Origin of the sequence: Roseovarius sp. THAF8 (genome assembly GCF_009363735.1) — a bacterium.
GTDB lineage: Bacteria > Pseudomonadota > Alphaproteobacteria > Rhodobacterales > Rhodobacteraceae > Roseovarius.
Map to the genome: position 1 here is coordinate 3,941,324 of NZ_CP045410.1, position 18,955 is coordinate 3,960,278.

The following is an 18,955-nucleotide window of genomic DNA, read 5'->3' on the forward strand; positions in this document are numbered from 1 at the left end:
TGCGCCAGGATGATGCGAAGAGGCCCGTCACACCATCATTTCCTTTGTCGCCGACAGCTTGATCTCGGGGTAGTCCCGCTCGACGCGGTCGATGTCCCATTGCAGGCGGGTAAGGTAGACCGTGTCGCCGTCGTTATCGAGCGCGATATGCTGCTTGTTGGCATTGGTGAATTTCTCGACCGCCTCTTTCGGGCCGTGGACCCAGCGGGCGGAGGTGAATTGCGACGGCTCGAAGCGGACGGGCAGGCCGTATTCCAGCTCGATCCGGGAGCCCAGAACCTCGAATTGCAGCTGCCCCACGACGCCGACGATGAAGCCCGCACCCATGGTGGGCTTGAAGACCTTGGCGGCCCCTTCCTCGGCGAATTGCATCAGGGCCTTTTCCAGGTGCTTGGCCTTCATCGGGTCGCCCGCGCGGCAGTTTTGCAGAAGTTCCGGCGCAAAGGAGGGGATGCCGGTGACGCGCAGGGCCTCGCCCTCGGTCAGGGTGTCGCCGATGCGCAGCTGGCCGTGATTGGGTATGCCGATGATGTCGCCGGCCCAGGCCTCTTCGGCCAGTTCGCGGTCGGAAGCGAGAAAGAGCACGGGGGCGGAGACCGTCATCGGTTTCTTGGAGCGCACATGGGTCAGTTTCATGCCGCGCTTGAAGTGACCGGACGCCATGCGCACGAAGGCGACGCGGTCGCGGTGCTTGGGGTCCATGTTGGCCTGCACCTTGAAGACGAAGCCGGAAACCTTTGATTCCTCTGGTGAAATCTGGCGTGGCTCGGCGGATTGCGGCTGCGGTTCGGGCCCGTAGGTGCCGATTCCGTCCATCAGTTCCTTGACGCCGAAGGAGTTGATGGCGGAACCGAACCAGATAGGTGTCATGTGGCCTTCGAGCACCGATTGGGGGTTCAGTTCGGGCAGCAATTCGCGGGCCATCTCGACGTCTTCGCGCAACTTTTCGACCAGGTGCGCAGGCACGTGATCGGCCAGTTTGGGATCGTCCAAGCCGTTGATTCCAACGGATTCCGCGACCTTGTTGCGGTCGGCGCGGTCCATCAGTTCAAGCCGGTCATTGAGCATGTCGTAGCAGCCGATGAAATCGCGCCCGACGCCGATGGGCCAGGAGGCCGGGGTCACGTCGATCGCCAGCATTTCCTGTATTTCGTCAATGATTTCAAACGTGTCTCGGCTTTCGCGGTCCATCTTGTTGCAGAAGGTCAGGATAGGCAGGTCGCGCAGGCGGCAGACCTCGAAGAGTTTCTGCGTCTGGCTTTCCACGCCCTTCGCGCCGTCGATCACCATCACAGCGGCATCGACCGCGGTGAGGGTGCGATAGGTGTCTTCGGAAAAGTCCGAGTGGCCGGGCGTGTCGACAAGGTTGAAGCGGAAGTCATTGAAATCGAAAGACATTGCGGAGGCCGAGACGGAAATGCCCCGGTCCTTTTCCATCTGCATGTAGTCCGAGCGGGTGCGCCGCGCCTCGCCCTTGGCGCGGACCTGTCCGGCCATCTGGATGGCGCCGCCGTAAAGCAGGAACTTCTCGGTCAGGGTGGTCTTGCCGGCATCGGGGTGGCTGATGATGGCAAAGGTGCGCCGCCGGGCAATTTCGGCCGGCAGATCGGGGCGATTTGGGACGGTATCCAACATGAGCGACGCTATAGAGGCGGCGCGGGGCGGGTGCAAGATTCGGGCGTCGGTATCGCATCGGTATCCGGGTGGCATCGCGTCGGTGTCATCTTGGTGTGTGAGGATCATGCTGTCAGGATGTGGCCAGAAGCGGCGTCGGGCACGACGATGCCGATGGATCCGACAGGTTCGGTGTGGCACCGTTGGAACATAGGATGAACATCAACATAGGAGTTTCGACAGATGGACATGATGGAGATTGCGGAGGAACTGGTGGCCGGATGCCGCGAGGGCCGGGCAAAGGAGAACCTGGAACGGCTTTACGCCGCCGACGCGGTGTCGGTGGAGGCCGTCGACATGGGGCAGGGCCGCGAGACCCACGGGCTGGACGGGATCCGGGCCAAGCACGAGTGGTGGGAAGGCGCGATGGAGATGCTGGAGGCCGAGGTGACCGGGCCGATGTGGCATGGCGACGACCGCTTCGCGGTGATCTTCCGCTCGAAGGTCAAGGAGAGGGAGACCGGCAAGGTGTCGGACATGGAAGAGGTCGGCGTCTACACTGTTGCGGGCGGCAAGATCGTGCGCGAGGAGTTCTTCTACACCTATTCGGAGGTGTGAGGCAGCCTAGCGCGTCGAGGCGGCCTTGAGCAGCTTGGCCATGTCGGGCCGGACCTCGCCTTCGTTCACCTCGAATTCGAGGTGGGTCCGCCTGGCATGGCCGCCGCCGGGCAGGGCGCGGGCCAGTTCGTCGTTGAGCTCCTGCGGAAGGACGGCGCGGGTGCGCGTGTCGACCAGCAGGGTCTCGGCGGCGATGCCTTCGGCGTAGATGATCTGGTGGGTGTCGAAGAGAAGCTGGTAATAGTCGACGAAGCCGCCATCCTCCTGTACCACGGTATCGCCGTTCACAAGGTGGCGGGCGCGGATCAGAACCTCGGACCGGCCGGCGCCGAGCGCATCGGAGCGTTGATAGACGAACAATCGGTGATCGGGGCTGACCAGCAGGTCGCCGGTGTTGTTCATGACGCCCGCGCGGATGCGGATGGGCGAAAACTCTCCCACGGCGCGCACGGTGGATTGGCCGATCCAGCGTACCGGCTGGGGCCCGTCGTCGCGGGTGAGCACGCGGTCGCCGACCTTGAGATCCTCGATCGGGGTCTGGGCGCCGGAGGCCATGGTGATATGCGTGCCCTTGGAGAAGGAAACGCAGGCCACCTCGGCGAATTTCTGGCGCGCGTTGACGGTATCGATGCCGACAAGGCTGTAGCCGGTGCGGGGCTTCAATTGCGCCAGCGGGTGGGCATAGACCTGCGCCACGTCGCCGGCGGCGTCAACCTCGACCAGGATCAGGATCTCGGAGGTCTGGCCGTTGGCGGACATCACCGTCAGGCAGCTGTCGAGATGCACGGTGGCGCCGGGCGTGCCGAGGCGGGAGCCGTCCACGACGGTGAGGGCGTTGCCGTCGCCGGGGGCCAGCGACAGGCGGTGCAGGCGGGCGCCGACGCGCAGGTCGTAAGTGTCGTCGAGATCCAGCTCGTCGGCGAAGGATATGGAATCGCCAAGGTTGGCACCGTTGATGACCGTGAAATCCGCCGCTCGGAGGACGGGGATGGCATAGGCCGGACGGTCTGGGCCCTTGGTCATGATCTTCCTTTGTCCTGTTACGGTCCGTTTGCGGACCTGCGCTGCCCTGATGTGACGGCATAGACTAGGATTATGGCGTCATGTGGTCAACATGGCGACGCGGACGGGGGATTTGCTGGTCCTTTGGCTGGAGAGAGTGCTAACTGGGCCGAAACTATCGGGAGATGATATCATGGACCTTGGAATAAAGGGTAAACGCGCGCTGGTCTGCGCGTCGTCGAAAGGGCTGGGGCTGGGCTGTGCCCGGGCGCTGGCGGAGGCGGGCGTGGATCTGGTGATGAACGCGCGGGGGGAAGAGGCGCTGGAGGCGTCGGCCGAGGCCATTCGCGGCGACTTTGGCGTGGATGTGATCACCGTGGCCTGCGACGTGACCACGCCGGACGGGCAAAAGAAGGTGATAAGTGCCGCGGAAGGTGTTGATATCCTTGTGACAAACGCGGGCGGCCCACCGCCGGGCAAGTGGACGGACTGGGACCGCGAGGATTTCATCAAGGCGCTGGATGCCAACATGCTGACGCCCATCGCCTTCATCAAGGCGCTGGTGCCGGGCATGATGGAGCGGGGCTGGGGCCGGGTGGTCAACATCACCTCGCAAAGCGTGAAGGCGCCGATTCCGGTGCTGGGGCTGAGCAATTCGGCCCGTGCGGGCCTGACCGGATATGTTGCCGGCACGGCCCGGCAGGTGGCGGGAAAAGGCGTTACGATCAACAACCTGCTGCCTGGCATTCATGCGACCGACCGGGCCGATTCGCTGGACAAGGGCGTCAGCGAGGCGCAGTCGATCAGCCTTGACGAGGCGCGGGCGCGACGGGCGGCGACGATCCCCGCGGGGCGCTATGGCACGGCCGAGGATTTCGGCGCGACCTGCGCGTTCCTGTGCAGTCGGCACGCGGGGTTCATCGTGGGGCAGAACATCCTTCTGGACGGCGGCGCGATCAACGCCACGCTTTAGGCGGGCCCAATTTTTGCGCAAAAATTGGGCCGGAAAATTCGAATTTTCCGGCTGCGCCCCTGAAAAACCCGGGATCTGCGGCGGATTGGTTCTTCCAACCGGCGGCGCAAGGGCATAGATACGGTTGACGTACATCCTGCGGGACCCCAGAAACGGGGCCGGGATAAGGGAGACATATCATGCTGAACAACATCGGCCTTCCGGGGCTTTTGCTGATCGCGGTGGTCGTGCTGGTTCTTTTCGGACGCGGCAAGATCTCTTCGCTGATGGGCGAAGTGGGCAAGGGCATCACCTCGTTCAAGAAGGGCGTCGCGGAAGGAAACAAGGAAGTCGAGGACGCCAGCAACGACGCGGCGGACTCGGCCCGGGACGTCACGCCCGAAGACGACAAAGAAAAAGACAAGGCGTAACCCCTTAAATGTTCGACTTGGGCTGGACCGAGCTCATGGTGATTGGCATCGTCGCGCTGATCGTCGTGGGGCCGAAGGATTTGCCGGGCATGTTCCGCACCGTGGGACGGTTCGTGGGCAAGGCCAAGCAGATGGCGCGCGAATTCAGCCGGGCGATGAACGACGCGGCTGACGAGGCAGGCGTCAGCGAGGTGTCCAAGTCGTTGAAATCGGCCACAAACCCGGTGGGCGCGGCGATGGACGAGGTCAAGAAATCGACCGACAGTTTCACTGCCAAGACCATGGCCGGGCCTGCGCCCAAGCGGGCCGAGTTCGACGACGACCGCAAGGCGATGGTCGACAAAATCTCGAAACGCTCGGCCGAGATGGCCGAGGAGCGCAAGGCGGCGGAAGAGGCGGCGAAGGTCAAGGCCGCGGAGGCCGAGACGCCCAAGCCTGCGGCGGATAAACCGGGTGAGGCCGCCAAACCCGCGCCGGCCAAGAAGAGCCCTGCGAAAAAGGCAGCAGCCCAGACAGGGGCCAAGGCTGCGCCCGAGAAGGCTGCGCCCAAGAAGGCGACGCCGAAAAAGGCGCCTGCAAGCAAGGCGGCGGCAAAGAAACCTGCGGCCAAGAAGCCCGCCTCGGATAAACCTGCATGAGCGCCACCGACGACGACGACATCGAGATGAGCTCGGCCCCGCTGATCGAACATCTGGCGGAGCTGCGTACGCGGCTGATCCGGTCGGTGCTGGCGTTCCTCGTGGGGATCGTTCTGGCCTTCGTCGTCGCCGAGCCGATCCTGGAATTCCTGCTGGGGCCGATCGAGGCGACGCTGCGGACGCTGGGCGATCCGTCGCCCACTTTGCAATATACCAGCCCGCAGGAATACCTGTTTACGCTTTTTCGCATCTCGATGGTGTTCGGCTTCATGCTGGCCTTTCCGGTGATCGCGGCGCAGATGTGGCGCTTTGTGGCGCCGGGGCTTTACCGCAACGAGAAGGCGGCGTTCCTGCCGTTCATCGTCGCGTCGCCGATCATGTTCCTCCTGGGGGCGGCGTTCGCGCATTTCGTGGTGACGCCGCTGGCGATGAACTTTTTCCTGGGGTTCGCGGATGTGAGCTCGATCTTCGCCAACCTGCTGACCGGCGCGATCGGCGAGGTCGAGACGGTGGCGGACCCGAACCTGCCGGTGGTGCCCGACAACCTGGGCGCGGTGGTGCCGGAGACCGACGAGGGCATTCGCATCACCTTTTTCGGGAAGGTGAACGAAAGCCTGGATATCACGCTGAAATTCATCATGGCCTTCGGTATCTGTTTCCAGTTGCCGGTGCTGCTGACGCTGATGGGCAAGGCCGGGCTGGTCAGCGCCGAGGGGTTGGGCGGCGTGCGGAAATACGCCATGGTGGGCATCCTGGTGTTGGCCGCCCTGGTGACGCCGCCGGACGTGGTGACGCAGCTGATCCTCTTCACGGTGGTGTACGGGCTTTACGAGATTTCCATCTTCCTTGTGCGCCGGGTGGAGAAGACCCGCGAGGAGAAACTGCGCGCCGAGGGCGTGTGGTTCGAGGATGACGACGCCGACGAGGTGGACCCGATGGAGGCCGAGTTCGACGCCGACGACGAGGATGACGGCGGCGACCTGGACGATCTGGGCGAAGACCGGAGCAAGACATGACCGCAGACCCGATGGAACGGATCGCCGCCGCGCTGGAGCGGATGAGCCCGGCGCCGTTGGACGCCCCGGATTTCGATGCCGCCGATGCGTTCGTGTGGCATGTGGAGCCGGATCGGCTGCGCCCCGTGCGGGAGGTGAACCGGGTGGATATGAATCTGCTCGTTGGGATCAACCGGTCGCGCGATACGCTGTTGGACAACACCCGGCATTTCGCGAAGGGGCTGCCTGCGAACAACGCGCTCTTGTGGGGCGCGCGGGGGATGGGCAAGTCGAGCCTTGTGAAGGCGGTCCATGCCGCGGTGCGGTCCGAGGGGCACGACCTGAAGATCGTGGAATTGCAGCGCGAGGACCTGCCGAGCGTGGGGCGGCTGCTGAACATCCTGCGGGGCAGCGACGCGCGGTTCATCCTGTTCTGCGACGACCTGAGCTTTGGCCATGACGACCAGCATTACAAGTCGCTGAAGGCGGTGCTGGATGGCGGGATCGAGGGGCGGCCCGAGAACGTGGTGTTCTATGCCACGTCGAACCGCCGCCACCTGATGCCGCGCGACATGATCGAGAACGAGCGGTCGAGCGCGATCAACCCCAGCGAGGCGACGGAAGAGAAAGTCTCGTTGTCCGACAGGTTCGGGCTGTGGCTGGGCTTTCATCCGTGCGACCAGGACGAGTACCTGTCGATGATCCGGGGCTATTGCGACGCCCACGGGATCGAGATCGACGACGCCACGCTGCGGGCCGAGGCCATCGAATGGCAGGCGACGCGCGGGTCCCGCTCGGGCCGGGTGGCGTGGCAGTATTTCACCGACCTTGCGGGGCGGCAGGGCGTGAGCCTCTGAGGGGTTTCCCGAGTATTTCCAGAACGAGGAGGCGGGGCGGAGGCCGCGCCTGTTTTGATCTGGTTCGCGGCGGTGGGGTGGAACCCCACCCTACGATGACGCCTGCATTGTTGCTGCGGGGGCAATGGAATCGCCAAGATCATTGCTGGCGCGGAATAAAGGCGCGGCAAGCTGTAAGGTGGAGGTGGCCGAGGCTGTCGGTAGGCGTGGTGGGGTGAAACCCCACCCTACGTTGTTGCGGTCAGAGCAATGATATCCTGGCAATTATTGTTTGGCCGGGTGCGCGACCTGCCGCAATGCGCCTATTGCAGGTAAGGCAGGGGATCGACGCTGTCGAAGCCCTCGCGCACCTCGAAATGCAGCGCGGCGGTGCCTTCGCTGCGGATCGAGGCAAGCTGGCCGCCGCGGGCGATCTGCTCGCCCTTGGACACTCTGACCTTGTCGACATTGGAATAGACCGTCAGCAGGTTGTCGGCGTGCTTGACCACGATGATCGGCACGCCGTTGGTGTCCTTGGTGATGGCGGCGACGGTGCCGGCCTCGGCGGCGCGCACCGGCGTGCCAGCCGGGGCGGCGATGTCGATGCCGTCGTTGCGGCCCTTGGCATATTCGCGGATGATGTCGCCCTTGACCGGGTAGGCCATGCGCGCGTCGCTGCTGGCGGTCGCGGTGTTGGTGCCCAGATCGGGGGCGGCGGTGCTTTCCACGGGCTTGGCCGCGGGCACGGTTTCCTCTTGCGGCAGCGGTTGCGCCGCCGAGGGCGGGGTGGGCGTGGGCGAGCCCTGGCCCGGCACGGTGGTTTCCAGCGAGGTGGTCTGAACCTCTTCGGGCGCGGCGTCGGGCAGGGCCACGGGGATCAGCAGGTATTGCCCCTCGCGCACGGCGAAATCGGTGCCGAGGCCGTTCCAGTCAGCCAGGCTGCGCACCGACACGTCGTAAAGCCGGGCGATGGTGAAGGCGGTTTCGCCGCGCTGGACCTGGTGGCGGACAGGCTCGACGCCCGACTGGCCGCGGTCGAGGCTGCGGTTGGTCGTGCTGGTGCGGCCCGCGCTGGCGTTCTCGATCGCAGTCCCGGCGACCGAGGCGATGTCGACGCCCGGACGCGGCGTGAGCGGACCGCCGGCGGGTTCGGCGACACGGCCGGGCAGGGCGATGATCTCGCCGTCGCGCAGGGTGTCGCCGGGCTGGATGCCGTTGTAGCGCGACAGTTCGGACACGTCGGCGCCGATGCGGCGCGCGAGGCTTTGCAGGGTGTCGCCCCGGCGGGCCACGGCGACCTGGTAATTGGGATAGGAGATGATGCCGCGGCTGTCGGGGGTTGGCCGGCTGGCGCTGGCGTTGCGCGCGGCCTCGGTCGTGCTGGGGCCGCCGTTGCGCAGGTCGAGGTCGAAATCGTCGCATCCGGCCACGGCCAGCAGCGCCACGGCGCAAACGAGGGGTCGCATGGGGGTCTTGAAGTGGCTCATCTCGATCTTGTCCTCATCTCGCTCCCCTTGTTGGCCGGGGATCAAAGCAGAGACCGGGAGCAGCCCCGGCCATGATGTCGTTCCTGTCCTGTCAGTCCCGGCCCAGCCCTTCGAGCAGGGGCACGAAACGGACCGGGCGCAGTTCGTCGTAGTCGAAGCCGGTTTCGGACCTGGTGACCCGGATCAGGCTTTGCACCGCGTCGGACTGCCCCACGGGTACCACCATGATACCCCCGATTTTCAACTGCGCCAAGAGCGGCCCGGGCGGATCCTCGGCCGCGGCGGTCACGAGAATGCGGTCGAAGGGCGCCTGGTCGGGCAGGCCGAAGCTGCCATCCGCTGTCAGCGCGGTGATGTTGGTCAGATCCAGCGCCTGAAAGATGGCGCTGGCATCGGTCACCAGCGCCTTGTGCCGGTCGACGGTATAGACTCGGCGGGCCAGCTGGCTGAGGATCGCGGCCTGGTAGCCCGAGCCGGTGCCGACCTCCAGCACCTTGTCGCGGGGCGTGACGCGCAAGGCCTGCGTCATCAGGCCGACGACGGAGGGCTGCGAGATGGTCTGGCCGCAGGCGATGGGCAGGGGCATGTCCTCGTAGGCGCGGGTGGCGAAATGGCCGCGCACGAAGGGGCCGCGGTCGATCTTTTCCATCGCCATGAGGACGCGCTTGTCGGTCACCCCGCGCGAGCGCAGCGCGAAGAGAAACTGCATCTTGCGTTCGGCGATATCGTCGGCGTCTTCGGTCATCAGCGTCATTCGATCGCCTTGAGCGCGTCGAGCGCGTCATGCGCGGTGAGGTCGGCGCGCATGGGCGTGACCGAGATGTAGCCCTTGAGGTTCCAGTCGGCGTCGGTGCCGTCGGCGGTGGGCTCGCCCTGCGGCGCGCCGGTAACCCACAGGAAACGGCGCCCGGACGGCGAGGTGGTGGGCTGCACGCCGAAGCCCATGTCGCGGCGGAAGCCCTGGCGGCAGGCGCGGAGGCCCTGCACCTCGGCGCCGGGGATGGGCGGGAAATTGACGTTGTAGAAGATGCCGTAGTCGTCGCGGGTCCAGACGCCCTTGTCGAGCAGGGTGCGCAGGGTGGCGAGGCCGTGCTGGCGGCTTGATTCGAACTTGTCGTCGAGATCGCGGTTGCGGGGGCCGTAATACTGGCTGAGGGCGACGGCGGGAAAGCCCTGAAGCGCGGCTTCCATGGCCGCACCCACGGTGCCGGAATAGACCGCGTTTTCGGCGGCATTGTTGCCGCGGTTGACGCCCGAGAGGATCAGGTCGGGGGGCGTGTCCTTCATCACGTCGTGGATGGCGGCCAGCACGCAGTCGGCGGGGGAGCCCTGCGCGGCGAAGCGGCGCTCGTCCATCTGGCTGATCATCATCGGCGTCGTGTAGGAAATGCAGTGGCCGACGCCCGATTGCTCAAAGGCGGGGGCCACGGTCCAGACTTCGCCCGAGGGCCCGGCAAGGTCGGTCGCGATCTCTTCCAGAACGGCGAGGCCGGGGGCCGATATGCCGTCGTCGTTGGTGATGAGAATGCGCAAGGGGCTGCTCCTGCCTGCAAGGGAGATTGGCGGGGTTTTGCCTTGTGTAGCTGCGCGGCGGGCAGGGAGCAAGCGCCGCCCGGTCCGACGGGAGAGGGCCGGTCCGAGGCGCGACCACAGGGCAACAGGAGGCGCGTGTCGCGTGGGGGGCAGGCGTCGGAGATGAGTATTTTTGGCAAGAAAAAGCCGGAAGCGGGGACCCGGGCCCGATGCTGCTGGGGCGCAGAGGGCGTGGGATGTGGTGGGACGGCGCGAGCGGTCGTGGGGCACGCGCCGACCCTATGCTCTAGAGTTTCTGGCCGGGAAGCTTGAGCGCCTGGCGAACCCAGCTTGCGAGTTGACTGGCGTCGAGAGCTTCCCCCTCGTGAATGTCCAGGTACCGGACGCCTTCAACCTTGGAGGCTTTTGGCGGCATGGGGTCGAGCGAAGTCCCGGTCAGGAACGTGATTTGCACGTAGGTTCTGTAACAGTAGATCGCAAGAAACCAGCCGTCTTCTTTCCCGAAGAACGGCGTGTTCCATCGGACCTGCTTGCGGACATCCGGAAACACTTCCTGTACGGTTTCGTCGATCCGCTTGCCCAGGGCGCTCTTCCAACCTGGCATGGCGGAGATATACGCTTGCACAGCCTCGTCGCCGTCCCCCTTCGGGATGTAGGGGTTTGTGCTCGAGGAATGCGTGGGTTTTCCTGTTTCGGACATGTGCGGATAGTAGCACGGAGATCACGCAAGGCCGACCGTGGAATTTTCGCGGCATCGGACAGTTCGAACCGGAAGCCGGTGGTGTTCAGGGGCGCGCGCGAACGTGGCGCGATCACCGAGACTTGGGCCATTGGCGGCACAGGAAACAGCCTGGTCGCCGTCTTGCCGCGGCGTCAGAGAATCTCCGGCAGCAGCCGTGCGGCGACGTCGGGCGCGGAGGGCAGTGCCTCGCGGTCCTCGCCCGGGAAAAACCGCGCGCGGGTCGCGGTGGCGATGGGGCCGGGGTCGAGCACCAGCACCCTGGGGCCGAGCTTGACGGTCTCGGCTTGCCAACTGCGGGCAAGGGCGATCTGGGCGGCCTTGGTGGCGCCGTAGGTGCCGAAGAATTTCTGCCCGGCGCGGGGGTCGTCGAAGAAGACGGCGCGGCCGGTTTCGCCCAGAAGCGGGCTGATGAAACCGATGAGGCGGGCGACCGCGTCGACATTGGTGTTGAGCGAGTTGCGCCAATCCTTGGCATCGATCTGATGCGTGGGGGTCATCGGGGCGGCGTGAACGGCGGTGTGCACCCAGAGGTCGAGCGCGCCCCAGCGGTCGTAGATCGAGCGGCAGAGCTGGGCCATGGCGGCCTCGGTGTTGATGTCCATGGGCGCCAGCGTCGCGTCGCCGCCCTGCGCCTTGATGCGGTCGTCAAGCTCTTCCAGCGCGCCGGTGGTGCGGGCCACAGCGACGATATGGTGGGTCGGCGCAAGGGCTTGGGCGAGCGCCGCGCCAAGACCGCGCGAGGCGCCGGTCACGAGGGCGAGTTTGCGAGATGCTGCGTCATTCATGCCCTGCCAAATCTCATCCCGGCCCGCCAATATCAAGCGTAATCCGCTTGACACTTGGCCCGGCGCACCCAAAAAAGGCGGGTGAAACGAGACAGGAAAGGACAGTGCCATGGCGGATACCGTTTTGAGCAAGGCCGTGATCGGCCACGAAGGTTTGACGAAGAAGCTGGGTCTGGTGATTGGCGGATCGCTGTTCATCGCCATGGCCGCGCAGGTGAGCTTTGGCTGGCCGGTGCCGATGAGCCTGCAGACGCTGGCGATCCTGATCGTGGGGCTGACCTTCGGTTCGCAGCTGGGGCTGGCGACGCTGGTCACCTACCTGGGCTATGGCGCGATGGGCCTGCCGGTCTTTGCCAACGGCGCTTCGGGCGCGGCGCTGATGGGGCCGACCGCCGGGTTCCTGTACGGGTTTGTCGCGATGGCGTTCCTGGCCGGACTGGCGGTGGAAAAGGGCCTGGCGCGGGGTGTCGTGTCGACCGCGGTCATCGCGATGGCGATTTCGGCGCTGCTGTATGTCCCCGGGCTGGCCTGGCCGGCGATGGTGATGGGCAAGACGATGCCCGAACTGTGGGCCGGCTGGATGGCGCCGTTCCTGCTGGGGGACGCGGTCAAGGCCGTGATCGCGGCGATGGTCGTCTGGGGCGGCTGGAAAGCGCTGCAGGCGCGCAAGGGCTAAGGCCTCACCGATAGGTTTTTGAAACGCCGTCCCGGTTCGGGGCGGCGTTTTTCGTTTGGGCGGGGCGGCAGAATTTGCGTAAATTCTGCGCCGGAAAATGCGTATTTTCCGGGAAGTTTTCTGCGTAGAAAACGGCTCAGGCGGTTTCGTGGAGGTCTTTCAAGGCGGCTTCGCAGAGGCCCAGCTCCAGCCATTGGCAGCCGGCGCAAAGCTGCGAGAGCGCGCCGGGCGGGACGTTCGCCACGATACGGCTCTTGGCCTCGCCCCATGTCAGGCGGGTGCCGATGAAAAGACCGAGCGCTTTCGCGTGACGGGTGTCGAGCGCGGTGATCTTGTCTTGCGAGGTGCAGAGCGTGCCGCGCCGCTTGGGGCAGGGGGCGCAGATATCGTCGGTGGCGCCGACGACTTCGATCATCGTGTCATCGCCGCCGGGCGCGCGCAGGCGACCCTCGACGATGCGGGCCATGTTGGCGGTGAACGCGTCTGAATAGCCCTTGCCCCGGAACCCCAGCGAGCAAAGGAAATGATGCGGGCGGTAGCGAAGGGGCGTATCGGACATGCAAGGCATGTGCCCTGACGGGCGGGGCGCGGTCAAGCCTCAGCCCTTGGGCATTTCCAGCGTCGTGGTGTTGGCGCCGCGTGCGATGACGAGCTTGCCTTCCTCGATCGCCACAACCTTGGCGTTGCCGATGGTTGCGCCCTTGGTGACGGTCGCGATCTTGCCCGAGGCGGTGCGGATCAGCGCACGGTCGCCATCGGGTTTCAGGAAGGTTCCGAGCAGCGCGAGGCGCCCCGAGGGGAGCGCGTTCTTGTCGGTCGCCGTCTCGAGTGTTTCGCGGGGTGTTTCGGTCTCGGATGCCATTCTGTGCCTGTTCGCGTTGCGTGGGTGAACGCGCGGCATCTAAGGGCGACTCAGGGCAATGAAAACCCAAGTTTTTAAGTATCGGCGGATAGGCGCTGCGTTGCAGCATGGGATTGGCGGAGGGGCGCTTATCCGCCCTTGCGAGATGCTGAGCCGAGAGGCAAGGCCGGTTTATTCGGCGGCTTTGAGCTCGAAACCCTTTTCGATCTGGTCGGAGGGTTCCACCGGGTAGTCGCCCGAGAAGCAGGCGTCGCAATATTGCGGACAGCCTGTGTCGCGGCCCTTGGCCTCGCCCACGGCGCGGTAGAGACCGTCGAGCGAGATGAACTTGAGGCTGTCCACGGCGAGGTGGTCGCGCATCTCGTCCTCGGACATGGTGGCGGCCAGCAGCTTTTCGCGGTTGGGTGTGTCGACGCCGTAGAAACAGGGCCAGGCGGTGGGGGGCGACGCGATGCGGAAATGCACCTCGGCGGCGCCGGCATCGAGGATCATTTCCTTGATCTTGCGCGAGGTGGTGCCGCGCACGACGCTGTCATCGACGAGGATCACGCGCTTGCCCTGGATGAGCGCGCGGTTGACGTTGAGCTTGAGCCGGACGCCCATGTTGCGGATCTGCTCGGTCGGTTCGATGAAGGTGCGGCCCATATACTGGTTGCGGATGATGCCCATGGCGTAGGGAATGCCGCTTTCCTGGCTGAAGCCGATGGCGGCGGGGGTGCCGGAATCGGGCACGGGGCAGACGAGATCGGCCTCGACCGGGCTTTCCTTGGCCAATTCCACGCCGATCTGGCGGCGCGTTTCATAGACCGAGCGGCCGCCGATGATGGAATCGGGGCGCGAAAAATAGACATGTTCGAAGATGCAGAAGCGCGAGCGGCGCGGGCGGAAGGGCCGGTGGCTTTCGACGCCCTCCTCGGTGATGACGACCATCTCGCCCGGTTCGATCTCGCGCACGAACTGGGCGCCGATGATGTCGAGCGCGCAGGTTTCCGAGCTAAGGACCCAGCCGTCGCCGACCTGGCCCAGAACAAGCGGGCGGACGCCCAGCGGGTCGCGCACGCCGATCAGTTTCGTGCGGGTCATGGCGACGATGGAAAACGCGCCCTCGACCCGGCGCAGCGCGTCTTCCATGCGTTCGGGGATGTTGCGTTGCAGCGAGCGGGCCATCAGGTGGATGATGCACTCGGTGTCGGAATTCGACTGGAAGATCGAGCCGCGCTCGATCAACTCGCGGCGCAGGGCGTTGGCGTTGGTGATGTTGCCGTTATGGGCAATCGCCGCGCCGCCCATGGCAAACTCGCCGAAGAACGGCTGCACGTCGCGGATCACCGGGTTCTTGCCGCCGGCGGTGGAATAGCGCACGTGCCCGATGGAGAGCGGGCCGGGCAGGGTTTCCATCAGCGACTGGCGGGTGAAGTTGTCGCGCACGTAGCCGAAGCGGCGGGCTGAGTTGAAGCCCTGTTCGGGGTCGTGGGAGACGATGCCGCCGGCCTCTTGCCCGCGATGTTGCAGGGCGTGCAGGCCGAGGGCCACGAAATTGGCGGCGTCGGTGACACCGATCACCCCGAAGACGCCGCATTCCTCGCGCAGTTTGTCCTCGTCGCCGGTGTCGCGCACCGCGTCGAAGTCGAAAGGATGGGCAGGGGGCATTTGCTTGTCGGACAAGGGGCAGCTCCGAATCCGTGGACGCTTGGGCACTAGATAGTGGGTCGGGGAGGATATGTCACGAAACTATCATGTGAAATTTTGCGCCGTGACGCGACGTGTCGAACGGGCGACGGTTATCCGGGTAAAAATGCGAGCCATCAATAGCGAGACAGGACCGCGCCCGCGGCAACCAGCATGGCGGCGAGCACGCGTTGCAGCGAGGCATCGCGCGGCGTCAGGCCGAAGAAACCGAAATGGTCGATCAGCAGGGCGGCGATCATCTGGCCCAGGATCAGCACGGTGGTGGTGGTCAGCACGCCCAGTATCGGCACCGCCCAGAGCGCGGACCAGACATAGACCGCCCCGAGCGCGCCGCCGATCAGAAGATATTTCGGCACGAAGGGCGCGCGGGCCAGGGCCGGGCCGTCGCCGTGGACGATCGAGAGCGCCAGTAGGATGAAGAACCCGACGCCGAACGAGATCGTGGCGGCGGCCAGCGTGCTGTCGATGGAGCGCCCCAGGGCGGAGTTGATCGGGGCCTGCATGGCGATGAAGGACCCGCAGACCGCGATCAGGATCGCCGCGAAGAGGGGGGCGGAGGGCAAGACGCTGCGCCTATTGCTGCTGCGTTTCGGTGGGCTGGGGGTCGACGGGCTCTGCCGGGGCGTCGCAGGCGCTGACCAGGTCCTCGTATTTCTGGGTGATCCAGCCGAGCGCCTGTTCGGGGTTGCCGTCCTCGACCTTGGAGGTGAGCTGGGCAAAGACGCGGGCCGAGCGGCTGTCGTCGATCATCTGGATGTCCTGGCTGGTCACCACGGTCTCATAGACGAAATAGGCGATGGCCACCAAGAGGACGCCGCGCGCCACGCCGAAGAGAAAGCCCAGGCCCTGGTCGATGCCACCCAGGGCGGAGCGCTGCACGACCGAGGAAAAGAGCGGGGTGATGAGCGAGGTCACGATGAGGGTGACGGCGAAAATCGCGGCGGCGGCGGCCAGCATCGAGAGCGCGCAGGTGTCGGCGAGGAAATCGCCCACCACGGGCACTTCCTTGACCAGCGGTTCGACCTGGGGTGCGAAGAGGAAGGCGAGGATGGCGGCCACGATCCAGCCGGCGATGGCCAGAAGCTCGCGCACGATACCGCGCGAATAGGCCAGAAGTGCCGACAGCACGATGATCAGCGCGACGATACCGTCGATGATGGTGAAGCCTTCCATGAGCGCGTCCTGTTTTACCTTTGGTTTGGCGCGCTACCCGGCGCCGAAGATCTCACCTACGAAGCTGGTCAGGTCGCCCATGCGTTGCAGCGACAGACCGCCCGTGCCGCCGGTCTTGCCTCCGGCGGGAATGATTGCGGAGCTAAAACCAAGTTTTGCGGCTTCTTTCAACCTGTTTTCTGTCTGGGACACCGGGCGCAGGGCGCCCGACAGAGAGATTTCGCCGAAAAGGACACAGTCGGCGGGCAGGGCGGTGTCTTCGCGCGCACTGAGCAGGGCTGCGGCGACGGCAAGGTCGGCGGCGGGCTCGGAGATGCGGATGCCGCCGGCGACGTTGAGATAGACGTCGAGCCCGGCGAAGGGCACGGCGCAGCGGGCTTCCAGCACGGCGAGGATCATGGCGAGGCGCGCACCGTCCCAGCCCACCACGGCGCGGCGCGGCTGCGAATGCGGCGTGGGGGCGACGAGCGCCTGCATTTCCACCAGCACGGGGCGGGTGCCCTCGATGCCGGCGAAGACGACCGAGCCGGGCGAGGGGTCGCCGCGGCCCGACAAAAAGAGGGCAGAGGGGTTGGGCACCTCGGCCAGGCCCGCACCCGTCATCTCGAACACGCCGATCTCGTCGGCGGGGCCGAAGCGGTTCTTGACCGCGCGCAGGATGCGGAACTGGTGGCCGCGCTCGCCTTCGAAATAAAGGACCGAATCGACCATGTGCTCGACCACGCGGGGGCCGGCGATCTGGCCTTCCTTGGTGACGTGGCCCACCAGGACGACCGAGCAGCCCTTGCGCTTGGCAAAGGTGACAAGCTCGTGCGCGGCGGCGCGGACCTGGGCCACCGAGCCGGGCGCGCTGTCGACATTGTCGGCCCACATGGTCTGGATCGAATCGATGATGACAAGCTGGGGCGTGTCGCGGTCGAGCGTGGTGATGATGTCGCGCAGGGCGGTGGCGGTGGCCAGTTTTACCGGCGCGTCGCCCAAGCCCAGCCGCTGGGCGCGCATGCGGACCTGGGCGCTGGCCTCCTCGCCCGAGACGTAGACGGTTTTAAGGCCGGCTTGGGCGAAGCGGGCGGCGGCTTGCAACAGCAGCGTGGACTTGCCGATGCCGGGGTCGCCGCCCACCAGCGTGGCCGAGCCGGGGACGAGGCCGCCGCCGAGGACGCGATCAAGCTCTGCTATGCCGGAATGGGTGCGCGGCGGGGGCGCTTCGGCGGTGGACAGGTCGCTGAGCGCGATGGCGTTGCCACGCTTGGTGCCAAGCGATTTGGACGCGGGGCCGGCGGAGAGCGGGGCCTCCTCGACGATGGTGTTCCATTCGCCGCAGGCGTCGCAGCGGCCGGACCACTTGGAATGGACTGCGCCGCAGGCGGTGCAGGTGAAGGAGGCGGTTTTTCCCATATGCGGGTGATGCCCCAAGCGCGGAGCGCGGTCAAACGCTGATGGCGTCCGGCCGGGCGGGGCGTGCTATTCGGCGGCGCGGTTGGGCAGGCCGACCACGGTGCCGTCGAGATCCGAGACCTCCTCGTAGCCCAGTTCGGGCAGGATCGGACGCAGGTCGTCGCGCAGGCGTTCGAGCTGGCTGACCGCAACGCTTTCCTCCATCTCGACCTCCTGGGCCCATTGCTTGAGCCGGACGCCGACCGCCTTGGCGTGGTCCAGGCGCTTGTTGAACTGCTCGACCTCCTGCTGGCGCTGCTTGAGGAAGGCGCGGGCGCGGTCGACCTTGTCGTCGGAATAGACCTCGGCCAGTTCGCGGCTGATGTAGGACATCTGGGCCGCCACCTCCATGATCTGCGGCTCCAGCGATTCCAGGTCGGGATGTTCGCGCATGTAGGCGAGGCGTTCGCGCACGGCGTCGAACTCGGACTGGATCCGGAACATGCCGGCGCGGTCGGCGGCGTGGGCGGCGGCATAGGCCTGGGTGACGTCCTGCATGTTCATGTGAAAGCGGCGGTGCGAGTTTTCCAGCGCCATGACGCGGGCATTGGTGGGCAGGTAAAAGCACAGCAGGACGGCGAGCAAGGTCAGGCCGATCTGGGCGATTTGGCCCGCGTTTTCATACACCTGTCCGCCGAAGCCGACCTGGAATTCCAGCCAGGGCAGGACGCCGAACGCGGCGAGCGCCGTGGCGAGCGTAAGCCCGAGCGCGGCCAGGGCGAACACGGCCACGGCAAGGCGGTTCAGGAAATACTGCGCAACAACAATTACCGAACGAAAGGTCTCGGTCATCACTTCCCCCCAAGAAAGTGCACCACACTCTGTATCGGCAAGTTTACGCCGAGAAAGTGAAATCACCTACAGTAAATTTAAGGCATTTCGGGAGGATCGAGGGACAATCTCCTTTTTTCGAGAGGAATTGTTTCCGTTTACGCGACGACGCGGCCGGGCTTTTCGGTGAAATGCCCGATGGCCAGGGAGGCGAGAATGCAGCCGGTGAAGAGGTAGAGACCCCAGGCGGTCTCGATCCGGCCCACGCCGATGCCCTTGGAGAGGGTGATGTAGAGTGCGATGAGAAAGATGTCGGCCATGGCGAGTTTTCCCAGGACGTGCAGGACCGGCAGGGTCTTGCGCCGCAAGAGGCCGAAATGGATGAGCGCGAGGCCGATGGTCTTCACGTAAGGCGCGAAAAGGGCGAAGAAGGTGACAATGAGGGCGAGGAAGACGTCGCTGTCCCAGAGCGATTGCAGCCCGGTGATGACGGAAATCTCGGAGAGGCCGAAGAGCGGCAGGAGACCGGCGCGCATCAGGGGGGCGAACCAGGCGATGGGAAAAAGGACCAGCAGGGTCAGGTTAAGGTATTTGAGCATGAATGGCCTTGGGTGGGTATGACCCAGAGGTAAGCGGTGCGAGAGGCCGGGGCAAGCGCAGGGGAAACAGGGCCTCGGGGAGCGATGCGTGGGGCAAAAGTCTTGAGAAGACTTT

At 65.5% G+C, this 18,955-nt stretch carries 22 protein-coding genes; 7 read left to right on the plus strand and 15 right to left on the minus strand.

All coding sequences use genetic code 11. The annotated features are described in order from the left end of the window. Positions 1–27: 27 nt before the first annotated feature. Positions 28–1,635 carry a peptide chain release factor 3 gene (locus tag FIU85_RS19365; protein ID WP_152498060.1) on the minus strand — a complete coding sequence of 536 codons (1,608 nt, stop codon included), beginning with the start codon at positions 1,633–1,635 and terminating at the stop codon, positions 28–30. Between the two features lie 222 nt (positions 1,636–1,857). On the opposite strand from FIU85_RS19365, the gene FIU85_RS19370 reads away from it, so the two are divergent. Continuing rightward, a complete protein-coding gene (locus FIU85_RS19370) occupies positions 1,858–2,232 on the plus strand; it encodes a nuclear transport factor 2 family protein (protein WP_152492792.1) in 375 nt (124 codons plus the stop codon). 6 nt (positions 2,233–2,238) lie between these two features. Here the strand turns inward: FIU85_RS19370 and FIU85_RS19375 are convergent, their stop codons facing one another. Further along, the gene (locus FIU85_RS19375) at positions 2,239–3,255 is read right to left on the minus strand and encodes a Hint domain-containing protein (protein ID WP_152492791.1); all 1,017 of its coding nucleotides are present in this window, start codon (positions 3,253–3,255) and stop codon (positions 2,239–2,241) included. A 172-nt stretch (positions 3,256–3,427) separates the two neighbouring features. Between FIU85_RS19375 and FIU85_RS19380 the strand changes: the two genes are divergently transcribed. The 5 genes from FIU85_RS19380 (at position 3,428) to FIU85_RS19400 (ending at position 7,107) form a co-directional block, all read left to right on the plus strand. Further along, positions 3,428–4,207 (plus strand): SDR family oxidoreductase, encoded by a 780-nt coding sequence (locus tag FIU85_RS19380; RefSeq protein WP_152498061.1) that lies wholly within the window; start codon positions 3,428–3,430, stop codon positions 4,205–4,207. Between the two features lie 179 nt (positions 4,208–4,386). Then, a complete protein-coding gene (locus FIU85_RS19385; RefSeq protein ID WP_152498062.1) occupies positions 4,387–4,617 on the plus strand; it encodes a twin-arginine translocase TatA/TatE family subunit in 231 nt (76 codons plus the stop codon). Positions 4,618–4,625: 8 nt separating this feature from the next. Beyond that, positions 4,626–5,255, plus strand: a complete 630-nt coding sequence (tatB, locus tag FIU85_RS19390) for a Sec-independent protein translocase protein TatB (protein WP_152498063.1) — start codon at positions 4,626–4,628, stop codon at positions 5,253–5,255. Then, positions 5,252–6,271, plus strand: a complete 1,020-nt coding sequence (locus tag FIU85_RS19395; protein WP_152498064.1) for a twin-arginine translocase subunit TatC — start codon at positions 5,252–5,254, stop codon at positions 6,269–6,271. The genes tatB and FIU85_RS19395 overlap by 4 nt, the downstream gene beginning before the upstream one ends. Beyond that, on the plus strand, positions 6,268–7,107 hold the full coding sequence (locus tag FIU85_RS19400; protein ID WP_152498065.1) for an ATP-binding protein: 840 nt from the start codon (positions 6,268–6,270) through the stop codon (positions 7,105–7,107). Before FIU85_RS19395 ends, FIU85_RS19400 begins: the two co-directional genes overlap by 4 nt. 302 nt (positions 7,108–7,409) lie before the next feature. Here the strand turns inward: FIU85_RS19400 and FIU85_RS19405 are convergent, their stop codons facing one another. The 5 genes from FIU85_RS19405 to FIU85_RS19425 all read right to left on the minus strand — a co-directional run bounded on the left by FIU85_RS19405 (position 7,410) and on the right by FIU85_RS19425 (position 11,633). Continuing rightward, positions 7,410–8,552, minus strand: a complete 1,143-nt coding sequence (locus FIU85_RS19405; RefSeq protein ID WP_254702955.1) for a peptidoglycan DD-metalloendopeptidase family protein — start codon at positions 8,550–8,552, stop codon at positions 7,410–7,412. A gap of 112 nt (positions 8,553–8,664) precedes the next feature. Beyond that, on the minus strand, positions 8,665–9,318 hold the full coding sequence (locus FIU85_RS19410) for a protein-L-isoaspartate(D-aspartate) O-methyltransferase (protein ID WP_152498329.1): 654 nt from the start codon (positions 9,316–9,318) through the stop codon (positions 8,665–8,667). 5 nt (positions 9,319–9,323) lie between these two features. Next, positions 9,324–10,106, minus strand: coding sequence for a 5'/3'-nucleotidase SurE (surE, locus tag FIU85_RS19415; protein ID WP_152498067.1), 783 nt, complete (start codon positions 10,104–10,106; stop codon positions 9,324–9,326). 286 nt (positions 10,107–10,392) lie between these two features. Further along, entirely contained in the window at positions 10,393–10,806 is a 414-nt protein-coding gene (locus FIU85_RS19420) for a DUF1801 domain-containing protein (protein WP_254702956.1), read from the minus strand. Between the two features lie 173 nt (positions 10,807–10,979). Continuing rightward, positions 10,980–11,633, minus strand: coding sequence for an SDR family oxidoreductase (locus FIU85_RS19425; protein ID WP_152498068.1), 654 nt, complete (start codon positions 11,631–11,633; stop codon positions 10,980–10,982). 109 nt (positions 11,634–11,742) lie between these two features. Between FIU85_RS19425 and FIU85_RS19430 the strand changes: the two genes are divergently transcribed. Next, positions 11,743–12,309 (plus strand): biotin transporter BioY, encoded by a 567-nt coding sequence (locus FIU85_RS19430; RefSeq protein ID WP_152498069.1) that lies wholly within the window; start codon positions 11,743–11,745, stop codon positions 12,307–12,309. 136 nt (positions 12,310–12,445) lie between these two features. Here FIU85_RS19430 and FIU85_RS19435 read toward each other — a convergent pair whose 3' ends face one another. From FIU85_RS19435 to FIU85_RS19470, 8 genes are all read right to left on the minus strand, one after another. Next, a complete protein-coding gene (locus FIU85_RS19435; protein ID WP_152498070.1) occupies positions 12,446–12,868 on the minus strand; it encodes a DUF1284 domain-containing protein in 423 nt (140 codons plus the stop codon). A 39-nt stretch (positions 12,869–12,907) separates the two neighbouring features. Then, positions 12,908–13,171, minus strand: a complete 264-nt coding sequence (locus FIU85_RS19440; protein WP_152498071.1) for a hypothetical protein — start codon at positions 13,169–13,171, stop codon at positions 12,908–12,910. A gap of 171 nt (positions 13,172–13,342) precedes the next feature. Continuing rightward, positions 13,343–14,821 carry an amidophosphoribosyltransferase gene (gene purF, locus FIU85_RS19445; RefSeq protein ID WP_152498331.1) on the minus strand — a complete coding sequence of 493 codons (1,479 nt, stop codon included), beginning with the start codon at positions 14,819–14,821 and terminating at the stop codon, positions 13,343–13,345. Between the two features lie 155 nt (positions 14,822–14,976). After that, positions 14,977–15,423, minus strand: coding sequence for a DMT family transporter (locus FIU85_RS19450; protein ID WP_254702957.1), 447 nt, complete (start codon positions 15,421–15,423; stop codon positions 14,977–14,979). 10 nt (positions 15,424–15,433) lie between these two features. Further along, a complete protein-coding gene (locus FIU85_RS19455) occupies positions 15,434–16,033 on the minus strand; it encodes a CvpA family protein (RefSeq protein ID WP_152492779.1) in 600 nt (199 codons plus the stop codon). Positions 16,034–16,066: 33 nt separating this feature from the next. Then, positions 16,067–17,431, minus strand: coding sequence for a DNA repair protein RadA (gene radA, locus FIU85_RS19460; protein WP_152498072.1), 1,365 nt, complete (start codon positions 17,429–17,431; stop codon positions 16,067–16,069). 66 nt (positions 17,432–17,497) lie between these two features. Beyond that, positions 17,498–18,262 (minus strand): DNA repair protein, encoded by a 765-nt coding sequence (locus tag FIU85_RS19465; protein ID WP_152498073.1) that lies wholly within the window; start codon positions 18,260–18,262, stop codon positions 17,498–17,500. A gap of 137 nt (positions 18,263–18,399) precedes the next feature. After that, complete coding sequence (locus FIU85_RS19470; RefSeq protein WP_152498074.1) at positions 18,400–18,840, minus strand: paraquat-inducible protein A; 441 nt, start codon at positions 18,838–18,840, stop codon at positions 18,400–18,402. Positions 18,841–18,955: the final 115 nt, after the last annotated feature.

Coding starts and splice junctions, on each gene's coding strand:
- FIU85_RS19420 (WP_254702956.1), bottom strand. CDS start 10,806: ATGTCCGAAACAGGAAAACCCACGCATTCCTCGAGCACAAACCCCTAC.
- FIU85_RS19425 (WP_152498068.1), bottom strand. CDS start 11,633: ATGAATGACGCAGCATCTCGCAAACTCGCCCTCGTGACCGGCGCCTCG.
- FIU85_RS19435 (WP_152498070.1), bottom strand. CDS start 12,868: ATGTCCGATACGCCCCTTCGCTACCGCCCGCATCATTTCCTTTGCTCG.
- FIU85_RS19465 (WP_152498073.1), bottom strand. CDS start 18,262: ATGACCGAGACCTTTCGTTCGGTAATTGTTGTTGCGCAGTATTTCCTG.
- tatB (WP_152498063.1), top strand. CDS start 4,626: ATGTTCGACTTGGGCTGGACCGAGCTCATGGTGATTGGCATCGTCGCG.
- FIU85_RS19440 (WP_152498071.1), bottom strand. CDS start 13,171: ATGGCATCCGAGACCGAAACACCCCGCGAAACACTCGAGACGGCGACC.
- FIU85_RS19400 (WP_152498065.1), top strand. CDS start 6,268: ATGACCGCAGACCCGATGGAACGGATCGCCGCCGCGCTGGAGCGGATG.
- FIU85_RS19375 (WP_152492791.1), bottom strand. CDS start 3,255: ATGACCAAGGGCCCAGACCGTCCGGCCTATGCCATCCCCGTCCTCCGA.
- FIU85_RS19380 (WP_152498061.1), top strand. CDS start 3,428: ATGGACCTTGGAATAAAGGGTAAACGCGCGCTGGTCTGCGCGTCGTCG.
- FIU85_RS19470 (WP_152498074.1), bottom strand. CDS start 18,840: ATGCTCAAATACCTTAACCTGACCCTGCTGGTCCTTTTTCCCATCGCC.
- FIU85_RS19430 (WP_152498069.1), top strand. CDS start 11,743: ATGGCGGATACCGTTTTGAGCAAGGCCGTGATCGGCCACGAAGGTTTG.
- FIU85_RS19405 (WP_254702955.1), bottom strand. CDS start 8,552: ATGCGACCCCTCGTTTGCGCCGTGGCGCTGCTGGCCGTGGCCGGATGC.
- FIU85_RS19410 (WP_152498329.1), bottom strand. CDS start 9,318: ATGACCGAAGACGCCGACGATATCGCCGAACGCAAGATGCAGTTTCTC.
- FIU85_RS19395 (WP_152498064.1), top strand. CDS start 5,252: ATGAGCGCCACCGACGACGACGACATCGAGATGAGCTCGGCCCCGCTG.
- FIU85_RS19455 (WP_152492779.1), bottom strand. CDS start 16,033: ATGGAAGGCTTCACCATCATCGACGGTATCGTCGCGCTGATCATCGTG.
- FIU85_RS19385 (WP_152498062.1), top strand. CDS start 4,387: ATGCTGAACAACATCGGCCTTCCGGGGCTTTTGCTGATCGCGGTGGTC.
- FIU85_RS19370 (WP_152492792.1), top strand. CDS start 1,858: ATGGACATGATGGAGATTGCGGAGGAACTGGTGGCCGGATGCCGCGAG.
- FIU85_RS19365 (WP_152498060.1), bottom strand. CDS start 1,635: ATGTTGGATACCGTCCCAAATCGCCCCGATCTGCCGGCCGAAATTGCC.
- radA (WP_152498072.1), bottom strand. CDS start 17,431: ATGGGAAAAACCGCCTCCTTCACCTGCACCGCCTGCGGCGCAGTCCAT.
- purF (WP_152498331.1), bottom strand. CDS start 14,821: ATGCCCCCTGCCCATCCTTTCGACTTCGACGCGGTGCGCGACACCGGC.